This window comes from uncultured Propionibacterium sp. (assembly GCF_963539965.1).
Lineage (GTDB): Bacteria > Actinomycetota > Actinomycetes > Propionibacteriales > Propionibacteriaceae > Propionibacterium.
On record NZ_CAUTOU010000001.1, the window covers coordinates 178780 to 201793 of the forward strand.

At 71.1% G+C, this 23014-nt stretch carries 22 protein-coding genes; 12 read left to right on the forward strand and 10 right to left on the reverse strand.

Annotated features, from left to right (window positions below; genetic code table 11):
- Positions 1–16 precede the first annotated feature (16 nt).
- Positions 17–664 carry a TrkA family potassium uptake protein gene (locus tag R2N01_RS00795; RefSeq protein ID WP_316667526.1) on the forward strand — a complete coding sequence of 216 codons (648 nt, stop codon included), beginning with the start codon at positions 17–19 and terminating at the stop codon, positions 662–664.
- A gap of 13 nt (positions 665–677) precedes the next feature.
- Complete coding sequence (locus tag R2N01_RS00800; protein WP_316667458.1) at positions 678–1340, forward strand: TrkA family potassium uptake protein; 663 nt, start codon at positions 678–680, stop codon at positions 1338–1340.
- Positions 1341–1370: 30 nt separating this feature from the next.
- Here R2N01_RS00800 and R2N01_RS00805 read toward each other — a convergent pair whose 3' ends face one another.
- Positions 1371–1736, reverse strand: a complete 366-nt coding sequence (locus R2N01_RS00805; protein ID WP_316667460.1) for an OB-fold nucleic acid binding domain-containing protein — start codon at positions 1734–1736, stop codon at positions 1371–1373.
- Between the two features lie 2 nt (positions 1737–1738).
- On the reverse strand, positions 1739–2509 hold the full coding sequence (locus tag R2N01_RS00810; protein ID WP_316667462.1) for a DUF3710 domain-containing protein: 771 nt from the start codon (positions 2507–2509) through the stop codon (positions 1739–1741).
- Between the two features lie 203 nt (positions 2510–2712).
- On the opposite strand from R2N01_RS00810, the gene R2N01_RS00815 reads away from it, so the two are divergent.
- Positions 2713–3018, forward strand: a complete 306-nt coding sequence (locus tag R2N01_RS00815) for a DUF4235 domain-containing protein (protein ID WP_316667465.1) — start codon at positions 2713–2715, stop codon at positions 3016–3018.
- Between the two features lie 116 nt (positions 3019–3134).
- Here the strand turns inward: R2N01_RS00815 and R2N01_RS00820 are convergent, their stop codons facing one another.
- Positions 3135–3431 (reverse strand): DUF4193 domain-containing protein, encoded by a 297-nt coding sequence (locus tag R2N01_RS00820; protein ID WP_316667467.1) that lies wholly within the window; start codon positions 3429–3431, stop codon positions 3135–3137.
- A gap of 326 nt (positions 3432–3757) precedes the next feature.
- On the opposite strand from R2N01_RS00820, the gene sepH reads away from it, so the two are divergent.
- Entirely contained in the window at positions 3758–4816 is a 1059-nt protein-coding gene (sepH, locus tag R2N01_RS00825; RefSeq protein WP_316667469.1) for a septation protein SepH, read from the forward strand.
- 22 nt (positions 4817–4838) lie between these two features.
- Here the strand turns inward: sepH and R2N01_RS00830 are convergent, their stop codons facing one another.
- On the reverse strand, positions 4839–5990 hold the full coding sequence (locus tag R2N01_RS00830) for an alkaline phosphatase family protein (RefSeq protein ID WP_316667471.1): 1152 nt from the start codon (positions 5988–5990) through the stop codon (positions 4839–4841).
- On the reverse strand, positions 5987–6580 hold the full coding sequence (locus tag R2N01_RS00835) for a DUF5998 family protein (RefSeq protein WP_316667473.1): 594 nt from the start codon (positions 6578–6580) through the stop codon (positions 5987–5989). Before R2N01_RS00835 ends, R2N01_RS00830 begins: the two co-directional genes overlap by 4 nt.
- A gap of 83 nt (positions 6581–6663) precedes the next feature.
- Between R2N01_RS00835 and R2N01_RS00840 the strand changes: the two genes are divergently transcribed.
- The 4 genes from R2N01_RS00840 to R2N01_RS00855 all read left to right on the forward strand — a co-directional run bounded on the left by R2N01_RS00840 (position 6664) and on the right by R2N01_RS00855 (position 12522).
- Entirely contained in the window at positions 6664–7827 is a 1164-nt protein-coding gene (locus R2N01_RS00840) for a phosphatase domain-containing protein (protein WP_316667474.1), read from the forward strand.
- Complete coding sequence (locus R2N01_RS00845) at positions 7824–8834, forward strand: MDR family oxidoreductase (protein WP_316667476.1); 1011 nt, start codon at positions 7824–7826, stop codon at positions 8832–8834. Before R2N01_RS00840 ends, R2N01_RS00845 begins: the two co-directional genes overlap by 4 nt.
- A gap of 156 nt (positions 8835–8990) precedes the next feature.
- A complete protein-coding gene (locus R2N01_RS00850; protein ID WP_316667478.1) occupies positions 8991–11453 on the forward strand; it encodes a DNA topoisomerase IV subunit A in 2463 nt (820 codons plus the stop codon).
- A 142-nt stretch (positions 11454–11595) separates the two neighbouring features.
- A complete protein-coding gene (locus R2N01_RS00855) occupies positions 11596–12522 on the forward strand; it encodes a 2-dehydropantoate 2-reductase (protein ID WP_316667480.1) in 927 nt (308 codons plus the stop codon).
- Positions 12523–12621: 99 nt separating this feature from the next.
- Here R2N01_RS00855 and R2N01_RS00860 read toward each other — a convergent pair whose 3' ends face one another.
- Positions 12622–14799, reverse strand: coding sequence for a type IIA DNA topoisomerase subunit B (locus R2N01_RS00860; RefSeq protein WP_399553208.1), 2178 nt, complete (start codon positions 14797–14799; stop codon positions 12622–12624).
- 38 nt (positions 14800–14837) lie between these two features.
- On the opposite strand from R2N01_RS00860, the gene R2N01_RS00865 reads away from it, so the two are divergent.
- Positions 14838–15035, forward strand: coding sequence for a hypothetical protein (locus R2N01_RS00865; RefSeq protein WP_316667483.1), 198 nt, complete (start codon positions 14838–14840; stop codon positions 15033–15035).
- 154 nt (positions 15036–15189) lie between these two features.
- Positions 15190–16293 carry an iron-containing alcohol dehydrogenase family protein gene (locus tag R2N01_RS00870; protein WP_316667484.1) on the forward strand — a complete coding sequence of 368 codons (1104 nt, stop codon included), beginning with the start codon at positions 15190–15192 and terminating at the stop codon, positions 16291–16293.
- A gap of 44 nt (positions 16294–16337) precedes the next feature.
- Here R2N01_RS00870 and R2N01_RS00875 read toward each other — a convergent pair whose 3' ends face one another.
- Positions 16338–17741: an RNA polymerase sigma factor gene (locus R2N01_RS00875; RefSeq protein ID WP_316667486.1), complete on the reverse strand. Its 1404-nt coding sequence runs from the start codon at positions 17739–17741 to the stop codon at positions 16338–16340.
- A 368-nt stretch (positions 17742–18109) separates the two neighbouring features.
- Between R2N01_RS00875 and R2N01_RS00880 the strand changes: the two genes are divergently transcribed.
- A complete protein-coding gene (locus R2N01_RS00880) occupies positions 18110–19027 on the forward strand; it encodes a sigma-70 family RNA polymerase sigma factor (RefSeq protein ID WP_316667488.1) in 918 nt (305 codons plus the stop codon).
- 11 nt (positions 19028–19038) lie between these two features.
- On the opposite strand, the gene R2N01_RS00885 is transcribed toward R2N01_RS00880, so the two are convergent.
- On the reverse strand, positions 19039–19917 hold the full coding sequence (locus R2N01_RS00885) for an acyl-CoA thioesterase II (RefSeq protein WP_316667490.1): 879 nt from the start codon (positions 19915–19917) through the stop codon (positions 19039–19041).
- Between the two features lie 35 nt (positions 19918–19952).
- A complete protein-coding gene (locus tag R2N01_RS00890; protein ID WP_316667492.1) occupies positions 19953–20321 on the reverse strand; it encodes a hypothetical protein in 369 nt (122 codons plus the stop codon).
- A 213-nt stretch (positions 20322–20534) separates the two neighbouring features.
- Between R2N01_RS00890 and R2N01_RS00895 the strand changes: the two genes are divergently transcribed.
- Positions 20535–22313 (forward strand): hypothetical protein, encoded by a 1779-nt coding sequence (locus tag R2N01_RS00895; RefSeq protein WP_316667494.1) that lies wholly within the window; start codon positions 20535–20537, stop codon positions 22311–22313.
- Between the two features lie 3 nt (positions 22314–22316).
- Here R2N01_RS00895 and R2N01_RS00900 read toward each other — a convergent pair whose 3' ends face one another.
- Positions 22317–23000, reverse strand: a complete 684-nt coding sequence (locus R2N01_RS00900; RefSeq protein WP_316667496.1) for a hypothetical protein — start codon at positions 22998–23000, stop codon at positions 22317–22319.
- Positions 23001–23014: the final 14 nt, after the last annotated feature.

A 23014-nucleotide genomic window follows, 5' to 3' on the forward strand; every position in this document is an offset into this window, starting at 1 on the left:
TGTGCACATCATCATCATGGGTTGCGGACGCGTCGGCTCGACACTGGCCCGTGGCTTGGAGAAACGCGGCCATGCGGTCTCGGTGATCGATCAGGACGCGGATTCCTTCCGCCGCCTCGGATCCGAGTTCGGCGGCCACACCTACAAGGGCATCGGTTTCGACCGCGATGTGCTGATCAAGGCGGGGATCCGCGCCACCGACGGTTTCGCCGCGGTGGCGAGCGGCGACAACTCCAACATCCTGGCCGCGCGCGTCGTGCATGAGGAGTTCGGCGTGCAGAACGTGGTCGCCCGCATCTACGACCAGGGCCGGGCCGAGGTCTACGAGAAGCTCGGCATCCCCACCGTCGCCACCGTCCGCTGGGCGGCCGGCCAGGTGATGAACCGCCTGCTCGACGACGCCGCCACCCCCGTGTGGCGCGATCCCTCGGGCGCTACGGCCCTCTACCAGGTGCCCTTCGCCCCCGAGTGGGTGGGCACCCCCGTCGGCGACATCGAGAACGGCCTGCACCTGAAGGTGCCCTTCCTCACCCGCCTGGGCACCGGAATGGTGCCAGCCGGCGACGCACTGGTCCAGGAGGGCGACGTGCTCTACGTCGCCGTCGCCTCCGACCGCATCGCCTCGGTCTTCGCAACCATGTCGAACGCTCCCGAGCAGGCCTGAGGGAGGAACAACGATGCGCGTCTCCATCACCGGCGCCGGCAACGTCGGCCGCTCCATCGCCCGCGAGCTCATCGCCAACGGGCACGAGGTGCTCCTCATCGAGAAGGATCCCCACACCATCCGCTCCGACGCCGTCCCCGAGGCCGAGTGGCTGCTCGCCGACGCCTGCGAGATGGACTCGCTGGCCGAGGCCGACCTCGAGACCTGCGACGTGGCGATCGCAGCGACAGGCGATGACAAGGCCAATCTCGTCTACACGCTGCTGGCCAAGACCGAGTTCGGCGTGCCCCGTACCGTCGCCCGCGTCAACCACCCGAAGAACGAGTGGATGTTCAGCGAGCAGTGGGGCGTCGACGTGGCCGTGTCCACGCCGCGCATCATGTCGGCCCTCGTCGAGGAGGCCGTCTCGGTCGGCGCCGTCGTGCGCCTCATGACCTTCAACAGGAGCTCCGCGAACCTCGTCGAGCTGACCCTGCCGGCCGAGTCCGGGGCCATCGGCCAGCGGGTGCGCGACCTGAGCCTGCCGGGAGACGGCGTACTCGTCGCGATCATCCGCGACGGCAAGGCGCAGCCCCCGCGGCCGGATGCGGCGGTCGAGGAGGGCGACGAGCTGCTCTTCACGATCAGCGAGGACCACGAGAGGGAGCTGTCCGCCTATCTGACGGGCAGATCCTGAGACTCGCCGGCGTGCGCCGGTCAACGGGGTTCAGGCCAGCAGCTCGTACCTCGGGTTGAACATGACGCGGCGCCCGCCGTGCTCGCTGATCAGACCGGTCACGCGCAGGCCGCGCCCGGGCGTGACGCCGGCGATCTGGTGGCGGCCCATCCAGATGAGCGTCACCGTGCCGGTGCCATCGGTCAGGTCGGCCTCGAGCCAGCGGTGCTTGGAGCTGGGGTTGACGGTCAGGACCGCCACTCGCCCCTGCACCGTCAGATGCTCGCGGACGGGGGCGCCGGCGATGGGGACCGGCCCGGCCCCGGCCTCCCGCTCGGGGAGCGCCCGCTCGCCGGTGCGGACGCGGCCGAACCAGCGGGTCAGGAGTCCCCTGGAGCGCCCATCCTTGCCGGCCACGCTCATCCCGCCTCGGCCACGGACCCCTGCCGGGCCGCGACCTCGGGCGGAATCGTCATCGGGATCAGCTCGCCGGGCACCTTCGGCTTGTCGCCGCGGCGCACGACGGTGTTCGCGAAGAGCTCGTAGAGCAGCTCGGTGGAGCCCTCGACGCCCTCGGCCAGGCCCGCCTCGCCCATGAGGACGCCGCGCAGCAGCCATCGGGGGCCCTGCGCGAACCAGGTGCGCGAGACGTGATAGCCGTGCTGACCCTGCTGAGTGGTGATCGGGACGACGCGGCGCACCTCAGTACCGAACGGCCCCTCGGAGAGGGTGGCCCTGCCGCCGGCCCTCTGGGCGTTGGCGATCATCTCGTTGCGCACGTCGGCGCGCATGTCACGGTCGGCGGGGGCCGCGAACAGCGACAGCTCCATGACGGACTGGCCGGAGACGACCAGGAGCGCCTGCAGCTGCTGGGTCCGCTGGTTGACCTGCAGCTGGAGCTGCATGCCGTCGAACGGGGTCAGGACCAGCGCGTCGAAGTCCATGCGCTCGACGTCGTCGGCATCCAGGTCGACCTCGGCCAGGTCGAAGGGGCCCTCCTCGCGCCAGTCGCGCGAGGCGTCGAGCCGCTGCCACTCGTCCAGCTCGGCCTCGGGCTCCTCGTCCCCGGCCTCGTCGGGCTCTTCCTCCTCATCGGCACCGGCGCCGTCCCCGCCGGAAGCGGCCTCCTCGAGGATTCCCTCCTCGAGCTCGTCCCCATCAGCTGCCTTGCGCTTCTTGCGACCGAACATTCAGGCTTCCCACTATCGTCTGCGTCTACGTGAAGTTCACATTGCGACAGGCCCGGTGCCATGCCGTGCCCAAGCCTAACGCCGCGGGCACAACCGACCGGGACGCCCCCGGCGGCGCGGATGCGAGGGCCGGCCCGCCGGGGCCCTAGGATGAGAGAACCGCCGGTCGCGCGCCCGCGGACCGGCACCAGAGGGGAGACAGGATGGCATCTCGCGCCACGAACACCCAGTTCAAGGTGATCGCCGGGGTCCTCGGCACGGTCGTCGCCTTCACCGGCCAGAGGCTCTTGAACGCCTCGTGGAAGAAGGTCACCGGCGAGGAACCGCCGGACCCGAACGACCCCGAGGTCCCGCTGACCAAGGCGGCCGGCTGGGTCATCGCCAGCGGGGTCGGCCTTGCCGTCCTCCAGCTCGTCCTGGAGCGCTTCGCCGCGACCAGGGTCGCCAGGCTCACCGGCGAACTCCCCGACCCGGCCAGGCGCAGAGTCAACATCGGCCTGAGGAAGTGAGCGGGTGACGAGCCGCCCCCGCCCGCCCTCCGACGGGGAGGGATGAGGAAAACGGGGCACGCATCCCCCGGGTGCGTGCCCCTCCTCGTGGTACGTGGTACAGCTGGCGCGCCGGGTCAGACGCAGTCGATGCAGTACATCTTGCCGCCGCGCTCCTCGGCCAGTTGGCTGCGCGACTTCACCAGGAAACAGCCCGCGCAGGTGAACTCGTCGGACTGACGGGGCAGGACGCGCACGGTCAGTTCCTCGTGGGACAGATCGGCGCCGGGCAGCTCGAACGACTCCGCGGCCTCGGCCTCGTCCTCGTCAACCTTGCCGGAGTTCTTGTCGTTGCGACGGTTCTTGAGTTCTTCGATCGAGTCCTCGCGGGACTCCTCATCGGTTTTGCGAGGTGCATCGTAATCAGTCGCCATGATGACCTTCCGGGAATATGGGTGGGCGTGGCTACCGGCGCCGGCTGACAGTGCCCTTTGGCCGGTAAATCGTGGGCATCATATCCAAAGAACCCCCCGAACAAGCACCGGGATGATCAGCGGACCGCGAACCGGTGGCGGACGGGGCCCGCCCGGCGGGCCGACGGGGCGACGAGGGGGCCATCGCAGCCGCGGAGCACGCCATGGCAGCCGGTCAACAGGCCGGCGCGGTAGATTTGCCCCAGTCATGCGTCCAGTCGCGTGACCCCATGATCGATCGACCAGGCCCGGGCCCCGGGCAGTAGCAGTATGCGGAGAGATGCCAGATGGACAGTGCCCTGACGCCGCGAGAGATCCAGTCCCGCATCCGCGCCGGCGAGTCTCCCGCTGACGTTGCGCGCGCGGCCGGGGTGCCGGTCGACGACATCGAGGGCTACGCGGCCCCCGTCCTGGCCGAGCGCGAGCACATGGCCGCCATGGCCCGGGACTCCCAGTGCCGCCGCGGCAGCGGCCGCGGCCTGGTGCAGTTGGGCCAGGCGGCCCGCACGCGTCTGGAGTCCCAGGGCGTCGATGCCGAGTCCGTCGCCTGGGACGCCTGGCGGGAGGAGGACCGCGTCGACCGCCACTGGACGGTGCAGGCCAGCTACCGCATCGGCTCCGCCGTCAGGCAGGCGCGGTTCGACTTCGATCCGCGCGGCCGTTTCGCGATGGCCACCAACGATGACGCCCGCTGGCTCCTCGGCGAGGAGCCAGCGCCCCCGCGCGCCCCGATCCGCAGGGCCGATCCCGATGCCGAGCCCACCGTGGACCTGAACGACGAGATGGCGATCGTCCGGGCCGTCCAGCCCGCCGAGCAGCCCATCGTCGGCGGCGGGGCCGCGCTCGCCGAGGTCTACGAGGCCGCCGAGACCAGCGGTCTGGAGGACGAGGAGGACGAACTCGAGCACACCGGCCTGACCAAGGTCGACGGCGTCTACGATCTCGTCCCCAACCCGACCTCCGACATGGACGTCTTGTACGACATGCTTTCGGGCTTCGACGAGGACTCCGTGCACGTCTATGCCGGCCTCAACCGGCCGGTGGCGATGAACAGCGAGGGCACCGGCCCCGCCGATGCGGAGGACGGGCAGGACGAGAGCGCGGCCGTCCCGGAGCACGAGACCGAGCGGGCCGCCGGGGAGGAATCGGCCGGCGCTGAGGCCGGGGAGGGGTCCGACGATCCCGAGCCCGAGCAGGATCCGCTGCCGGAGACGCCGGCCAGGCCCGTGGCGAAGAAGTCGTCCTCGCGCAGGCGCAAGAACCGCCGCGCCTCGGTCCCCAGCTGGGACGAGATCATGTTCGGCGGCCCGAAGAAGCCCGGCCCCTCCGGCGCGCCCTCGCGCTGACGCGCCGGAGGGGCCGTCGCCCTCAGGCCCAGCCCGCGTCGACGACGAGGGGCACCCGCATCTCGTCCGGCTCCAGAGATCCGTGCTGGCCGATCAGCGAGAACTCGCCCCGGCGGGCGCGGGTCATGACGGCCCAGTCCTCACGGGCCGCGACCAGGACGTCGCCCAGGCGCACGGCTGCGTCCGCCCCGACGCTCGGCCCGAACCAGCCGGCCGCGACGGCCTCCCCGCGGGTGCAGACCCAGGCGCGCTCCCCCATGACCGCGGCCCAGCGGGCCGCGACGGCCTGCGGCTCGCGCGTGTAGAGGTGGCGCAGCCGCCCCTCGCCGCCGACGGCCTCGACCTGGTCGCCCAGGCCCGGGGTGTCCTCGATGACGATCCGGTGCCCGGCGGGCACGTCGACCATGCCGTGATCGGCGGTGACGAGCAGGCAGACGTCGTCGGGCAGCGCCCGGCGCAGCGACTCGATGTCGGCATCGATGCCGACCAGCCGGTCGAGCCACGGGCGGGATGCGACGCCCCTGCCGTGGCCGGCATGGTCCAGGTCGCTCTCGTAGACGTAGGCCAGGGCAGGGCCCGCAGCCACAGAGGCCCTGATGGCCTCGATCTTGGCGGACATGGGGGTGTCCCTGCCGAAACCGCGGAAGACCCCCCCGCGCAGAGCCGCGCGGGTCAGGCCGCTGCGGTGGAACTGGTCGCGGGAGACGGTGGTGACGGCGACGCCGTCCCGTTCCAGGCGTTCGAACCAGGTGGGGATGGGCTGGAACTGTTCGGGATCGGGGTCGGAGAGGCCCCAGTCGAGAGGGCACAGGAGCCCCCCGGAGGCGCCGGGCCTGAAGGTGTAGCCGACGATGCCGTGCAGGCCGGGCGCGCAGCCGGTGCCGAGCGTCGCCAGCGAGCAGGCGGTGGTCGCGGGCACGGGCGCGCTGATCGGGCGCGCCTCGCCCAGCAGCTGCGGGATGTACGCCAGTGAAGGGAGATTGGAGCGCAGCTGGTTCCAGCCCATCCCGTCGACGAGCATGAGCACGTAGGCGCGGGCCGGCGGTATGCCCAGGGCGTCGGCGGCCTCCGGCCGGCAGGGGCCGCCCGCGCCCAGCCGCTGGGCGACGGCCGGGAGCACCTCGGCGAGGGTGCCGCTCCCGTAGGCGGGGCCGGCGGGGACGCTCGTGCTCACCGGGCGCCCTGCCCGTGGGCCAGGCGCTGGAGCGTCGAGGAGAACTCGACCAGGCGCCGCACGTTCTCGGCGCCGTCGGCGGCCGGGCTCATGCGGATCATGATGTCCTCCCCCGCCGTCTCGCCGTCGAACCCGTGGTCGGCCGTGCACGTCGGGTCGCCGCAGTGGGCGGGAACGACCTGCAGACGCCGCACGGCGCCCCAGGTGAGCGTCAGCCAGGTCTCGGAGACGGCCGAGTCGGACGTGCCGTAGCGCTCGGGATGGGTCACGGCGCGGCTCAGCGTGATGACGCCGAGCAGCCGCAGGGGCACCGACTCGCTCGTGGTGACCGCGGAGTCCCTGCCGCGGGCGTCGGCCTCCTCGTCGGTATGGCTGACGATGAGGCGCCCGGGCGTGAGGACCAGGACGGTGAGATGCCGGATGATGCCCTCGGGCCCGACCGTGGCCTCGTGCTGGACGAGGAAATCGACGACCGTCTCGTCCCCGACGGCCATGGACACCGAGTCCTCGACGAGCTCGGGGAAGAATCCGCATTCGTCGACGCGATCGCGCAGGGGCTGCGGCAGTGCGGGCTGGCTGGCATTCGTCACAGCCATTATCGTGCCACCCGGAGGCCCGCTGCGGCAGCGCAGCCGGCCTCCGCGATCACGACGGGCCATTATGGTTGGAGGTCATGAGGCACGGACCTGCGATCGGCATTCGCGTCAACGACTTCGTGACGCGCCGGGTCGGTGCTGTGCTGCGCCGCCGCGGCTGGCGCGAGAAGCCCGTCCCCTTTATCGGTTACGGCACCCCCGACGGCGTGCGCGTCCTGGGACGACTCGTCCTGCGCCCCGATGACGAGAAACTGCTGCCGGCCCACGCCGGCGCATGGCTGCGCCGCCGCGGCTGGCGCAACTTCCTGGAGCTGCCGGCGCCGCACCGGCCGGTGCGGCTGACGGTCGCCGGGCGGACCCGGACCCTGCGCACCGACCGGCGCGGCTATGTCGACACGACGGTCGGGTCCGGCCTGGAGCCGGGCTGGCACACGGTGCGCCTGGCCGCGGCCGACGGCACCGAGGCGGAGGTGCCGGTGCAGATCGTCGGCCCCGACGAGCGCTTCGGCATGATCTCCGACATCGACGACACGATCATCAGCACGTGGATGCCGCGCCTCTTCCTGGCCGTCTGGAACAGCTTCTTCCAGCTGGAGGGCAACCGCCAGGCGGTGCCGGGGATGGCGCGCATGTACCAGCGGCTGCTGGCGGAGCACCCGGGCGCGCCGATCTTCTACGTCTCGACCGGCGCTTGGACCTCGATCCACTTCCTCAAGCGGTTCATGGCGCGCCACGGCTTCCCGCGCGGCGCGCTGCTGCTCACCGACTGGGGCCCCACCCCGACCGCGTGGGTCCGCTCGGGCACGGACCACAAACGCAACGCCATGGCCGAGCTCGCCGGCGAGTTCCCGGGCATCCGCTGGGTGCTCGTCGGCGACGACGGCCAGCACGATCCCGAACTCTATCGGGAGTTCGCGCAGAAGCATCCCGACAGGGTGCGGGCGGTGGTCCTGCGCTCGCTGAGTCCCACCGAGCAGGTCCTCGCCCATGGCACGGCGACGCTGCTGGCCGGGTCGCGCCGTGCCTGGCTCCCGCGCGGGGTGCCCTCCCTGCACGGGGCCGACGGCGACGCCCTGTGGCCCGCGCTGGCCGATGCGCTGGGTCTGAGGGCCGAGCGCCCCCCCAAGACCCGCGGGCGGTCCGGCCGCCAGGCGATGCGCCGGCCGGGCTCCCTTGCGGAGTCCCGAACGGACACGGCATGCTGGGAGGGTTCCCCGACGACCGCTGGAGGCCCCGCATGACGCGCGCCATCGTCATCCGTTCCAATCCCGCCCACGAGCGCGGCGACGGCCAGCCCGTCAACACGGCGGCCATCGAGGAGGTCGACGAGTCCTTCCTCGGCGACGACCCGGTGCTCGTCGAGGTCAGCCACTCGAGCATCAACTACAAGGACGCCATGGCGCTCACCGGCCTGCCCGGCATCGTCCGCAGGACCCCGCTCATCGGCGGCATCGACCTGGTCGGCACCGTCAGGGAATCCGTCGATCCGGCCTGGCAGGCCGGTGACAGGGTCATTCTCAACGGCATCGGTATGTCCGAGAGCCGCAACGGCGCCTTCAGCGAGCTGGCCCGCGTGCCCGGCGACCGCCTCATCGCCCTGCCCGAGTCCATGAGTCCCGAACGCGCCGCCGCCATCGGCACCGCCGGCTACACCGCGGCCCTGTGCGTACTGCGTCTGGGCCGGGCCGGCCTGGTCTCCGCGCCCGGGCGACCCGTGCTCGTCACCGGCGCCACCGGCGGGGTGGGCTCCGTCGCGCTCCTGCTGCTGGCCGCAACCGGCCACCACGTCGCCGCTCTCACCGGCCGCCCCGACGAGCTGGGCGGTTATCTGCGCGGTCTGGGAGCCGAGCAGGTCATCGACCGCTCCGAGCTCGTAGACCAGAAGGGCGCCCTGCAGAAGCAGCGCTGGTCCGGCGTCCTCGACACCGTTGGCGGCGAGGTGCTGGTCAACGCGCTGGCCCAGACCGTCTACTCCGGCACCGTCGCGGCCTGCGGCCTGGCCGGCTCCGCCAAGCTCCCCGGCACCGTCATGCCGTTCATCCTGCGCAATGCGACCCTGACCGGTGTCGACTCCGTCGAGGCACCCGTCGAGGCCCGCCGCGAGGCCTGGGCGCTGCTGGCCACGCTGCCCGGCGAGCGCATCGACGCCATGTCGAGCACCGTCCCGCTGGCCGGCGCCTTCCGGGCCGCCGAGGACCTCATCGGGCACCGTTCGCACGGCCGGGTGGTCGTCGACGTGCGCTCCTGAACGGATCGCATCACGGGGCCGGTGACCGGCCCGCCGCGCGCCCCCGGGGCCCTCGTCCCCATACCCCGATCGAGCCCCGCCCGGCGTGGAATGACTCCCCCGCCGCCCCGATGCCCGATAATCGAGGTCGGCCGACAGTCAGGAGCAGATCAACAGATGGCACGCACCAAGACGCCCGTCGAGGACGACTTCGCCGAACGCATCATCGATGTCGACGTCTCGAACGAGATGGAGTCGTCCTTCCTCGAGTACGCCTACTCGGTCATCTACGCACGCGCGCTGCCCGACGCCCGCGACGGCCTCAAGCCGGTGCAGCGGCGGATCCTGTACGGGATGGACCAGCAGCGCCTCCTGCCCGACCACGCATTCGTCAAGTGCGCCCGTGTCGTCGGCGACGTCATGGGCAAGCTGCACCCGCACGGCGATTCGGCCATCTACGACGCCCTCGTCCGCCTGGGCCAGGACTGGTCGATGCGCCTCAAGCTCGTCGACGGCCACGGGAACTTCGGCTCGCTCGACGCCGGCCCCGCCGCCATGCGCTACACCGAGTGCCGCCTGGCCCCGGCGGCCCTGCCGATGATCGAGGGCCTGGACGAGGACACCGTCGACTTCCGCCCCAACTACGACGGCAAGGAGACCGAACCGGTCGTCCTGCCGGCCGCATTCCCGAACCTGCTCGTCAACGGCGCGACCGGCATCGCCGTCGGCATGGCCACGAACATGCCCCCGCACAACCTCGTCGAGGTCGTCCAGGCGCTCAAGCACCTGCTGGAGCACCCCGACACCGACCTCGACGAGCTGATGCGCTTCGTCCCCGGCCCGGACTTCCCCACCGGCGGCAGGATCGTCGGGCTGGACGGCGTCCGCGACGCCTACGCCACCGGCCGAGGCACTTTCAAGACCCGTGCGACGACCCGCGTCGAGCAGGTCAGTCCGCGCCGGCGCGGCATCGTCGTCACCGAACTGCCGTTCGCCGTCGGCCCCGAGAGGATCATCGAGCAGATCAAACACCTCGTCCAGGCCAAGAAGATCATCGGCATCGCCGACATCAAGGACCTGACCGACCTGACCAACGGCCTGCGCCTGGTGATCGAGGTCAAGAACGGCATCAACCCCGATGCCCTGCTCGCCCAGCTGTACAGGCACACGAAGCTGGAGGACTCCTTCGGCATCAACAACGTGGCCCTCGTCGACGGCCAGCCGCGCACGCTCGGTCTCAAGGAGCTGCTGCAGGTCTACCTGGAGCACCGCCTCGACGTCTGCCTGCGGCGCACCAAGTTCCAGCTCGGCAAGGCCCAGGACCGCCTGCACCTGGTCGAGGGCCTGCTCCTGGCGATGATCGACATCGACGACGTCATCGCGATCATCCGGTCCTCGGAGGACGCCGGCCAGGCGCGCGAACGCCTCATGGCGGCCTTCGAGCTGGACGAGGTCCAGGCGAACCACATCCTCGACATGCAGCTGCGCCGCCTCACCAGGCTCAGCCGCATCGAGCTGGAGACCGAGCGCGACGAGCTGACCAGGCGCATCGCCGAGCTCACCGGGATCATCGAGGACCCCGGGCGCCTGCGCGGCGTGGTGGCCGAGCAGCTCACCGACGTGGCCGAGCGGTACGGCATGCCGCGCCGCACCGTCCTGCTCGAGGGCTCGGGCGCCACCCTCCCGGCGGTCGCCGAACCGCTGGAGATCCCCGACGGCCCCTGCTGGGTGATGCTCGGCTCCGCCGGCCTGGTCGCCCGCATGAACCGTCCCGCCGACGCCGAGGAGCCGGATGCGCTGCCCGCCGGCGGCCCGCGCGGACGTCACGACGTCATCGTCTCGGCGATCGCCGCGAAGACCCACTCGGAGTTCGGCGTCATCACCACCAGGGGCCGTCTGGTCAAGGCCCGCGTCATCGACCTGCCCGAGACCGTGCAGACGGCGAACGCGCCGAATCTTCGCGGCGGTACCCGGCTCGCCGAGCTCCTCGCCCTCGACCGCGGTGAGCACCCCATCGCCCTGACGACGCTCGACCCGCAGGGCCCCGGTCTGGCGATCGGCACGCGGGGCGGCGTCGTCAAACGCGTCAACCCCGAGGTGCTCACCCGCGACTCGTGGGAGGTCATCCGCTTGGACGGCGACGACGAACTCGTCGGCGCCGTCCAGCTGGTCGACGAGAGCGACGACCTGGTCTTCGTCACCTCGGACGCGCAGCTGCTGCACTTCCCCGCCCCGCTCGTACGCCCTCAGGGCCGCGGCGGCGGCGGTGTGGCCGGTATCAAACTCGGCAGGGGCGCCCGGGCCATCTGGTTCGGCGCCACCCCCACTGCGGGCGCCGTGGTCGTAACGGTGTCGGGTTCGTCGGACGCCCTGCCCGGCACGGGGGCGGGCAGCGTCAAGCTCACCGATTTCGCCGAGTACCCGGCCAAGGGGCGCGCCACGTCCGGCGTGCGCTGCCATCGCTTCCTGAAGGGGGAGGACGCCCTGACGCTGGCCTGGGTCGGCCCGGCGCCCGCCGTCGCAGCCGCCTCCGGCGGTTCGGCCGTTGAGCTGCCGGCGTTCACCGGCAAGCGGGACGGTTCCGGCACACCCCTGGCCCGGTCCGTGGCGGCCATCAGCTCGCGGGTCATGCCGCACTGAGTCGAAGGGGGAGGGGCGAGCCCCCGACCCGTGCCCGCGCGCCACCACGCGGGCAGGCCGTTGCGCTCGTGCACCGGAGGGGCGAGCCCTGTCCCAACCTCAACCCGCTGAATGCGGAGGCCCGCGGCCCTAGGCTTGCCCCATGAAGTTCGCAGTGATCGGAGCCGGCGGCGTCGGCGGTTTCCTCGGCGCCCGGCTCGCCCTGGCGGGCCACGACGTGTCCTTCGTGGCACGGGGACGCGCTCTCGATGCGCTGCGGGCCGACGGTCTGCGGCTGATCGAGGACGAGGAGCTCACCGTCCCGGTGACGGCCGACGACGATCCGGCGACGATCGGGCCGGTCGACTACGTCCTCAGCTGCGTCAAGGCCACCCAGATCACCGAAGCCCTGTCGGGCGCCGGGCCCCTCATCGGGCCGGACACGGCCGTCGTCACGACCCAGAACGGTGTGGACGGCCCGCGCCTGACGGCCGACATCGTCGGCGAACGGCGCACCCTGCCCGGCGTGGTGCGGGTCTTCGCCATGATCGAGCGGCCCGGCGTGATCGCCCGCCACGGCGGGCCCGGAACGCTCGAGGTCGGCGAATGGGACAACGCCGACAGCAGGCGCGTCCGAGCACTGCGCGGGGCCCTCGAGGAGGCGGGCGCGGGCTCCCCCGTACCCGCCGACATCTGGACCGCGCTGTGGACCAAGGCCATGTTCGTCATCCCCGTCGGCGAACTCGGCGCCATCACCGGTCTGACTCTCGGCCGGATGCTCTCCCGGCCCCGGTTGGAACGGCTGCTGGCCGGGACGATCACCGAGATCGCCTCGGTCGCCGCCGCCCGCGGCATCGCGCTGCCCACGGACATCGTCAAGACGACGATGGACTTCGCTCGCGCCCAGCCGCCGTCCAGCACCGCCTCGCTGCACCGCGACCTGGCCGCCGGGCGCCCCAGCGAGCTCGAGACGCAGACCGGCGCGATCGTCCGTTGCGGTGACGAGGCCGGCGTACCGGTCCCCCTGCACGAGCTCATGTACGAGGTGCTGCGGCTGGGCCGCGGTCGCGAGCACCAGGAGCAGGCCTGACCGGCGCAGACCGGGGCCCGTGATCGGCCGCGCACAGGCGGTGTGGTTGGCGGAGCCCGGCGGGCGGGCCGACCGCCGGCGCGCCGAACGGTCCGGGACTCAGACGTCGATGCGGTCCTCGTCGAGCTGGTAGGCGCCGGCGACGATGAACTCCTTGCGCGGGGCCACCTCGTTGCCCATGAGCAGTTCGAAGGTCCTGGAGGCGTCCTCGGCGTCGTCGATGGCGATACGGCGCAGCATCCGGTGGCGCGGGTCCATGGTGGTGTCGGCCAGCTGGTCGGCGTCCATCTCGCCCAGGCCCTTGTAGCGCTGGGGCTCCTTGAAGCGGATCCTCTTCTTGGTGAGTTCGGCCATCTTCCGCTGGTACTCGGGGTCCGAGTACGTGTAGACGTACCTCTCCATGCCCTTGCGCGGGTTCGTCAGCTCGAAGCGGTGCAGCGGGGGGACGGCGCTGTAGACGCGGCCCGCCTCGATCATCGGGCGCATGTAGCGGAAGAACAGCGTGGCCAGCAGGCAGCGGATGTGGGCGCCGTCGGAATCGGCATCGGCCATGAAGATGACCTTGCCGTAGCGGGCCTGGTCGATGTCGAAGCTGGCGCCCGAGCCCGCGCCGACCACCTGGATGATCGAGGAGCACTCCAGGTTCTTCAGCATGTCGCCGAGCGAGGCCTTCTGGACGTTGAGGATCTTGCCGCGGATGGGCAGCAGCGCCTGGAACTCGCTGTCGCGGGCGCGCAGCGCGGTGCCCAGGGCGGAGTCGCCTTCGACGATGAACAGCTCGCTGCGCTCGCCGTCGACGCTGCGGCAGTCCTTCAGCTTGGGCGGCATGGAGCTGGACTCGAGCGCGTTCTTGCGGCGCTGGTTCTCGCGGTGGGCGCGGGCGGCCCTGCGGGTGCGCGAGGCGTTGACGACCTTCTCCATCAGCATGCGGGCCTGGGCGCGCACGGCGGGCTTGGTGGACCCGAGGTACTCCTCCATCCGGCTCTCGACGATCCTGGCGACCAGGCGGGTGACCGGCGGGGTGCCGAGCACCTCCTTGGTCTGGCCCTCGAACTGAGGTTCGGGCAGACGCACCGTGACGACGGCGGTGAGCCCCTCCAGGATGTCCTCCTTGAGGACGTCATCACCGGCCCTGAGCAGGCGCGTGCCATCCAGCCCCGCAGTGAACGCCCTTGTCAGACCGCGCTCGAAGCCCTGGACGTGCGTGCCGCCCTTGGGAGTGGCGATGATGTTCACGAAGGAGCGCTCGACGGTTTCGTAGCCGTTGTCCCAGACGACGGCGATGTCGACGTCGAGCCGCCGCTCCACGTCGGTAGGCGTCATGACGCCCTTGGCGTCGAGCATCGGAACGGTCTCGACGAACGAGTCGGAGCCCTGCAGGCGCAGCACCTCGGTGAGGGGTTCGCCGACGCTCAGGAAGTCGGCGAACTCGCTGATACCGCCCTCGTGCCGGAAGGACTCGACGACGGGCTCGGCGCCGCGCTCGTCGTCGATGACGATCTCGAGGCCGGGCACCAGGAAGCTGGTCTGGCGGGCCCGCTCGACGAGCCGCTCGATGGACAGCTGGGCGTCCCTGAGGAAGACCTGGCGGTCGGGCCAGTAGGTGATGCGCGTGCCGGTAACGCCCTTCCTGACCCTGCCGGTCTTGCGCAGGCCGCCGCCGGGGGTGAAGCCGGCGTCGGGGCCTTCGCCGCTGAAGACGCCGGGGACGCCCCGCTGGAAGCTCATCGCCCAGGTGGCCCCGCCGCGGTCGACCTCGACGTCGAGCCGGGAGCTCAGGGCGTTGACGACGGAGGCCCCCACGCCGTGCAGGCCGCCGGCGGCGCCGTAGGAGCCCGCGCCGAACTTGCCGCCGGCGTGGAGCTTGGTGAAGACAACTTCGACGCCGGCGAGGCCGGTGCGGGGCTCGACGTCGACGGGTATGCCGCGCGCGCCATCGGCCACGTGGATCGACCCGTCGGCGCGCAGCTCGACCCTGATGCGGTCGCCGAAGCCGGCCAGCGCCTCGTCGACCGCGTTATCGATGATCTCCCACAGGCAGTGCATGAGGCCGCGCGTGTCGGTCGAGCCGATGTACATGGCGGGGCGCTTGCGGACGGCCTCGAGCCCCTCGAGGACGAGAAGGTTCTTCGCGCCGTAGGAGCGCGCGGCGCCGGAGCCCTCGGGGCTCTTGCTGATCGTAGATGTAGGCACGAGCGGGAGTCTATCCGCGAGCGCCGACGATTCCGACGAGCGGCAGGCCGCAGCCGCCCCGCGCCCGGGGCCGGTCCGACGCATTCGCATACCAAGTTGTCCCCGGCGCGTACTGTGGAGACGTGAGCACGCCTGTTGTTGAAAACACCCAGTTGACCGCAGCCGATCGCTGCGACCGGTGCGGTGCGCAGGCTCATCTCCGCGTGAGTCTCGCAAGCGGCGGCACGCTTCTGTTCTGTGCACACCACGCCCGGGCGCACGCCGAGAAGATCAGGGAAGTCGCCGTTCGCCTCGAGGGCGACGTCTCGCTCCTCAGCTGACCCGGCCCCGGCACGGTCGCTCCCGCGCGCCCCGTCGCGTCCTCAGCGCAGAGAGGGGTCATCCGTGGAATGACCGTCCGGCCCGGCGCCCGTCCCGGCGGGTTAGTCTTGCCCGGATCCGCCCCGATGGCGGCCCAGCGAGCAAAGGCCGACAATGAGCAGCACCTCCAGCACCTATCTGCCGAACTGGACGATCGGCGGTGCCGACGCCTACGCCGCTGTCCCCGAGACCGTCGCCGCCTACGGGACCAGTGCCGTCATCATCGGGGGCGAGCGGGCCATGGCCGCAGCCGGACCGAGGATCCGCGAGGCCCTGGCCGGCTCCCCCACAGCCGTCACCGGCTCCCTCGTCGCCGGCGACGAGGCCACCCAGGAGAAGGCCGACGAGTTGCAGTCCACCGGCGAGGTGCGCAGCGCCGACATGATCTTCGCAGTCGGCGGGGGCAAGATGATGGACCTGTGCAAGCTGCTGGCCATCCAGGCCGGCAAGGTGCTCCTCACCTTCCCGACGATCGCCTCCACCTGCGCGGCCGTGACGCGCGTCGGCGTGATCTACCACCGGGACCACTCGTTCAGCAGGTACGTCTTCCGCGAGCGCCCGGCCGAGCACACCTTCATCAACACGGACATCATCGCCAAGGCCCCCACCGTCTACCTGTGGGCGGGCATCGGCGACGCCCTCAGCAAGCAGGTCGAGAGCCCGTTCAGCTCGCGCGGCCTCGACCTGGGGCACTCCGACCGCGTCGGCGTCGACATCGCCCGCCACGAGGCCGACCCGCTGTTCGCCCACGGCGCGCAGGCCTTGGCCGACGCCGACCGGAACGAGGCCACTGAGGCCCTGCGCGAGATCGCCCTCAACATCCTGGTGACCACCGGCCTGACGAGCGTGCTGGTCAAGCATCAGTTCAACTCCTCATTCGCGCACGCGGTCTACAACGCTCACACGAGGATGCCGAACGTCTCCGGTCATCTGCACGGCGAGGTCGTCAGCTTCGGCGTCCTGGTGCTGCTGACCCTCGACGGGCAGCTCGCCGAGCGCGACCGTTTCCACGGGCTCAACGCCTCCCTCGGTCTGCCTACCAGAACCACTCAGGTCTCGGTCGGGCCCGAGCGCATCGACGAATTCGCCGAGCGCATCATGGATTTCGTCAGGCCCGAGGAGGCCCCCTACGAGATCACCTACGACATGGTCCGCCGGGCGCTGCTCGACCTGAACGCGTACTCGGCCGACCACGAGGCCTCCCCGGCTCGGCGGTGACCGGGCGGGCCCGGCCCGTCGACGGGGCCGGTCGTCCGAACGGTTCAGTCCAGGTAGTCGCGCAGCACCTGGGAGCGGCTCGGGTGGCGCAGCTTGCTCATGGTCTTCGATTCGATCTGGCGGATGCGCTCGCGCGTCACCCCGTAGACCTTGCCGATCTCGTCCAGCGTCTTCGGCTGGCCGTCGGTCAGCCCGAAGCGCATCGAGACGACGCCCGCCTCGCGCTCGGACAGGGTGTCGAGCACGTCGTGCAGCTGCTCCTGCAGGAGCGTGAAGTTCACGGCGTCGGCCGGGACGATGGCCTCGGAGTCCTCGATGAGGTCGCCGAACTCGGAGTCGCCGTCCTCGCCCAGCGGGGTGTGCAGGCTGATCGGCTCGCGGCCGTACTTCTGCACCTCGATGACCTTCTCGGGTGTCATGTCGAGCTCGACGGCCAGTTCCTCGGGGCTCGGTTCGCGGCCCAGGTCCTGCAGCATCTGGCGCTGGACGCGAGCGAGCTTGTTGATGACCTCGACCATGTGGACGGGGATGCGGATCGTGCGGGCCTGGTCGGCCATGGCTCGGGTAATGGCCTGCTTGATCCACCAGGTGGCGTAGGTGCTGAACTTGTAGCCCTTGGTGTAGTCGAACTTCTCGACGGCGCGGATCAGGCCGAGATTGCCCTCCTGGATGAGGTCGAGGAAGAGCATGCCGCGGCCCGTGTAGCGCTTGGCCAGGGAGACGACCAGACGCAGATTGGCCTCCAGCAGGTGGTTCTTGGCGCGGTGGCCGTCCTCGGCGATCCACTCGAAGTCCTCGCGATCGGCGGCCCGGATCTTCCCGGGATGCTGCGAGAGCTGCTCATCGGCGAACAGGCCCGCCTCGATGCGCTTGGCCAGGTCGACCTCCTGGGCGGCGTTCAGCAGGGCGACCTTGCCGATCTGCTTGAGGTAGTCCTTGACCGGATCGGCCGTTGCGCCGGCAACGGTCACCTGCTGCTCGGGCTCGTCGCCGTCGTCCTTGTCGGAGAGGCTGAAGCCCCTGGTGTCCTCGTTGATCTCGGCCTCATCCCGCTCGGCCTCGCTCTTGTCGAACTTCGACTCGTCGATGTCGTCGAGCGTGCGCTTCTTGCCCCCGGCGCGGACCACGATGTCGTCGCCGTCGCGCTCGAAGGTGACCTCGATGCCGTCGGCCTCGGCGACGCCCTCCACCTTGCCGGCCATGGCTCTCGTCAGAGCGGCCTTGCTCACCGCGCCCCGCGCACCCGCTGCCGGTTTCTTGGCCGTGCTCCGACGGGCGGTCTTCTTCGCGGAGGCCCCGCTCGACTTCTTCTTCGCCGTGGCCGCCTTGGCGGTGGTGCTCTTCTTGACGCGCGGACGAGTCGCCCTCCTCTCCGCCGACGCGGCGCCGGCTTCCTCTGAGGTCTGGGCCGGGTTCTTGGTGGGAGCCGTCACAGGGGACCTTTCCAACTAGTGAAGCGCTCGACGAACCCGAACGCCGGTCCGGATTCAGGGCACGCTCAAGTCTGCCTGCGTCAAGAAGACGCCACCTCCAAGTGTGTCACCCGGCGACAAACGGCAGCGCCGCGGCCCCGCCCGTCCGACGGCCCGGGGCGGCCCAGGGCCCGGCCACCGGGCCGAGGACCCCGCCCGGGCGGGAAAACCCTGATGAACGGGGCCATGAGCGTGCGGCGCCGGCCTCCTGCCACAGTCCCCGGGGCATCAGACCGTGGTTGCACGCTCACCCGCGGTTGCGCCTCTTTTCAACTTTCCGCTGGCAACTGGAATGGTTTTCGCCCACCGCATTGTTAGAGACTATGAACGACGGAAGGGAACCGATGGAGAAATCTCGCGCACGCAGCAACGACGGCATCGACGGCAAGGACTCGGTGGGGCTCTACCTCGAGTCGATCGCCAAGACGCCACTGCTGGATGCGGCCGAAGAGGTCGAGCTCGCTCGACTCATCGAGGCCGGCCAGTACGCCCAGGCGATCCTCCGGGGGGACGCCGAGACCGCAAGCGACGCCACTCGCGAGGAGTTCGAGCTCGTCGCCGAGGAGGGTGAGCGCGCCATGCAGCACTTCGTACGCGCCAACCTGCGTCTGGTGGTCTCCGTGGCCCGCAAGTACGGACGTTCTCAGATGCCGCTCCTCGACCTCGTCCAGGAGGGCAACACCGGTCTGATCCGCGCGGTCGAGAAGTTCGACTACGCGAAGGGCTTCAAGTTCAGCACCTACGCCACCTGGTGGGTCCGCCAGGCCATCAGCCGCGGCATCGCCCAGCAGGGCCGTATCGTGCGCCTGCCCGTGCACGTGGCCGAGCAGGTCAACCAGATCCTGGCCGTGCGCCGCAACCTGGAGCGCAACCTGGGTCGCGAGCCCGAGGTGGCCGAGATAGCCGAGGAGCTCGGGGTCGAGGAGTCGAAGGTCGTCGACCTCATCCGCTACTCCCGCGAGCATGTCAGCCTCGACGCCCCGGTCGAGGACGACGGTGACACCTCGCTCGGCGATCTGATCGCCCGCGAGACCGCGCCCGGCCCCGACGAACTCGTGCTCGACGCCGAGGACCGCACCCGCCTGGAGGGCATGCTGTCGGACCTGGACGAGCGCTCGGCAGACGTCATGCGCCGCCGCTACGGCCTGCTCGACGGCCGCCAGGCCAAGCTGGCCGACATCGGCGCCGTGTGGGGCATCACCGCCGAGCGCGTCCGCCAGATCGAGCGCGCAGCCCTCAACCAGCTGCGCCAGACCGCCTAGGCCACCCGGTTTCAGGTGAGGAGCTCGCGCTCCTGCTCGATCACCCGGATGAGGCCCTCCTGGGAGCAGGAGGCCACCATCTTGTCGCCCTGGAAGAGCCGGCCGGTGGCGATGCCCAGGCTGTTGGAGGCCGAGGGCGAGAGCATGTCGTAGAGCAGCCAGCGGTCCGCACGCACCGCGCGGTGGAAATGCATGATGTGGTCGAGCGTGGCCACCTGCAGGTGCGGGGACATGTAGGCGACCGAATGCGGGATCACCGTCACCGACAGCAGGGTCAGATCCGACAGGTAGGCCAGCACGGCCTGATGGATGGCGCTGTCGTCCTCGGGCAGGGCCTCGGTCGTCCTCACCCAGACCCGCATGTGCGCCGGGTGGTTGGCCGGCTCGATGAGACCGCCCTCGCTGGAGTCGCCGGCGAAGCGCACGTCCAGGGCGTCCCACTCGTGCCACAGCGGTGAGGCGCCGTAGCGCTCCGCGCTGATGTCGAGGAATCCGGGGCAGTCGTCGGGTGAGGGCACTTGCGCGGCAATCGGGTCGGAGTGGTCCAGCCCCTCCTCCATCTCGTGGAAGGAGTACGAACCGGTGAAGATCGTGCGCCCGTCCTGCAGGGCGGTGACCCGGCGCACCGAGAAGGTGCGCCCGTCGCGCAGCGGCTCCACGACGTACTCGATGTCGATGTCGGCCTGGCCGGGACGAATGAAATAGGAGTTCAGGGAGTGCGCGATCCGGTCTTCGGGGACCGTGCTGTAGGCGGCCATGAGGGACTGGGCGAGCACCTGCCCGCCATAGGTGCGCTGCATCACCGTGCGCGGATGGCGTCCGATGAAGACGCTGTCGGGCTCCTTGGTCAGACGCAGCAGATCAACGAGTTCAGCTGTGGTTGCCGGCATGGTTCAACTCTGCCACGACGGGGCGCGCGGATCGACTAGGTGGACTGCGGCCCGCCGGGCTGCTCGACGGCGTCCTGGATGCGTCTGCCCAGGCGCTCGACGCGTTCGGAGCCCTTTTCGGCGAGACCGCTCGAGGCCTCGACCACCCGATCGCTGACGGCGGTGGCCCTCTCACTCGCCCTGACCGACCAGGCGTCGATCCTGTCAAGGACCTCACCGGAGCGTCTGCGCACCTTGTTGAAGGCGGCCGCGCCGCCGTCGACGGCGGCGTCGAGGCCCCTGTCGAGCCGCGAGGCGGCCCGGGACACGAACTCGCCGCCCTTCTCCCCGGCGGTCCCGATACCGCGGGGGAACAGAGCGCTCAGACGCCCCCGCACGCCGGCGGTCTCCTGCCGATCACTCATGGGTCCCCCCTCGAAGACTGGGATGTCCCCATCGTGCCGCACCGCGGCTGAACGGGCAACGCGTCTTCCGGCCGGGCCCGGCGGCGGGCGGGTGGCACGTGGCAGGGCGCCGGGGTCCGATGGCGTAGGATCATGCCAGTCGCGCCCGAGTACTGACGAGCGTACCGACCCGACCAATCGCCCCCACGTACGCGCCGACGAATGGAACCGCCCGTGTCCGAGAACGCTGCAATGGCCGAGGCATCGCATCCCCGGCTCTCCTGCGTCTCCCCGCTGCGGTCGGCCCCGGTGCGGCCCGGCGTGCAGGGCTCCCCCACCTGGATCGGCGGCGCCGACGACTATCTGGCGGCCTGGGTGCACGCCCCCAGCTGCGGAACCGCCGCCGGCATCGTCGTGATCGCGGGCCCGGTCGGCCGCGAGTCCATCATCACGTTCCGCGCGCTGCGGGCCCTCGCGATCTCGTGCGCGCGTGCCGGCCTGGTCGCCGTGCGCTTCGACTGGCGCGGCGACGGCGACTCCCACGACCTCTCCGAAGGGGCCGCCCCGGCCGACGCCTGGTGCGACGACCTGACGTGCGTGCAGCGGTACGCCGCGCGGCTCCTGCCCGGGCACGAGGTGACGACGCTGGGCCTGCGCCTGGGCTGCGCGATCGCCGCCCATACCGGCGCCGTGAGCCGGCTCATCAATTGGGAGCCCATCGACGGGCGCCACCAGCTGCGCCAGCAGCAGCTGCTGCGCAACGTCTCGGTGCAGATCGCCCCTGAGAACGGCGTCGTCGAGACGCCGGGCCGCCGCTGGACCGTCGAGCAGGCCGCGTCCGTGCGCGCGCTCGACCTCAGGACAGAATCGGCCGCCCGGGCGGCCGTGATCCTCGAGGAGGACCGCGAGACGGCCGAGCGCCTGTACGCCGTCGCCCCGCACCTGTCACGGGTGCCGTGGGCGCGCCTCGGCCGGATCGCCGGGATGATCCCGCGAGCGCGGGCCACCGCCGTCGCGTTCTCCCCCACCAGGTTCGTGAGCACCGCCCAGGGCGGCGCGAGGATCAGCGAGGAGTTCGTGAGCGTGGATGGCATGCCCGGCGTCCTGACCCGCCCGGCCGGGCCCCCGCGGCTGACCGTCGCCTTCACCAGCATCGGCGGGGAACCGCGCGACGGCGGCACCGGCCTGTGGGCGCAGAGCGCGCGCGAACTCGCCGCGGCCGGAGCCGCCAGCCTGCGCTGCGAGCGCAACGACCAGGGCGACGCCTACACCGGCGTCACCGACGGCGAGCCCAATCCGTTCAACGACCAAGGCGTCGCCGACTGCATCGGCACCGTCCGCGCGCTGCGCCGTCTGGCACCCCGCGTACCGGTCATGGCCGTCGGCGCGTGCATCGGCATGTGGCTGTTCGGCCGGGCCGCCGCCCGCGTACCCATCGATCGCCTGGTCATCCTCAACCCGACGGGTTGGAACCCCAGGGCTTGCCACTACCGCCACGTCCTCGAGGGCCCCTGGCTGAAACAGTATCTGCAGCGGCTGCGCGTCGACCGTCCGCTCACCGTCGAGGACGCCTTCGCCGGGCTCACGCGGTACCAGCGCGCCAAGCAGACCGCCAAGCGCGTCCGCCAGCGGATGCGCCTGGCTGCACCCCGCCGCGTCTGGACGGCGCTGGCCAGGCTCGGCGTCCTCGACGACGCGGCGATCCTGCTCGAGCAGGTCCCGGCGGGGACAGCCGTCGAGATGCACATCGGCGCCGACGACGCTCCGCACTGGCGCACCGAGCGCGGCGCCGAGGCCGTCGCCCGCCTCAGCCGGCGAAGGCGGCGGATCACCGCCGACTACGAGCGCACGCTCGACCACTCGCTGCTCGCCCAGGCCTCGCGCACCCGTACCCGCCGGATCATCCTGGAGGCGGCCGAATCCCTCATGGCGGGGGCGGACGCAGACCGGCGCGCACGAGGCGCGGAGGCGCCGCAAGGAGGGCCGGACCAGCCCCTCGGCCCCTCGCAGTAGCTCTCAGCCCCTGATCGTCCTGCCCGTGCTGGGCACGTACAGATCATTCGTGTGCGGGTGGCGCCGGTGGAACCAGGCCCCGTCGACCTTCTTCTTGAAGACGGCCGGGCTGCCGGCGTACAGCCCCTCGGGGCGCTCGACGCCCTCGGGGCGCAGGAGAGTGGAACCGGCCGCCAGCACCGAGTGCGGCGGCAGCTCCGCGCCGCCGAGCAGCAGGCAACGAGTGCCGACGAAACTGCGTTCGCCGATGGTCACCGGGTAGGCCGCCTGGGCGTCGCGCTTCAGATCGACGCTGTGCGTCAGGATGTTCGTACCGTGGCCAGCGATCGAGGCGAAGGAACGCACCCGCACGGCCGCCGAGCAGTCGAGCTGATGCCGGCTGAGCACCTTGGCGCCGGCCTCGAGGAAGAGGCCGTTGGGCTCGGGATAGCTGTCCTTGTACGCGGGATGGGCCGAGACGAGGTTGAAATTCGCCAGCATCGCGCCCTCACCGATCTCGACGGCGCTGAGGTGGCGGATCACGTTGCCGACGAGCACCGATGCGTCATCGGCAACGGTGAACTCGTCGACGTCCCACACCAGGCTCGGCGCGGCGCGCGCCCTCGAGCTGACGTGGTGGCCCAAGCGGGTCAGCAGACGGTTCTTCGCCGCGCTGGCGGGCAGCAGCCAGGCCAGGGTCCGTACCATCTTCAGAAGACGTG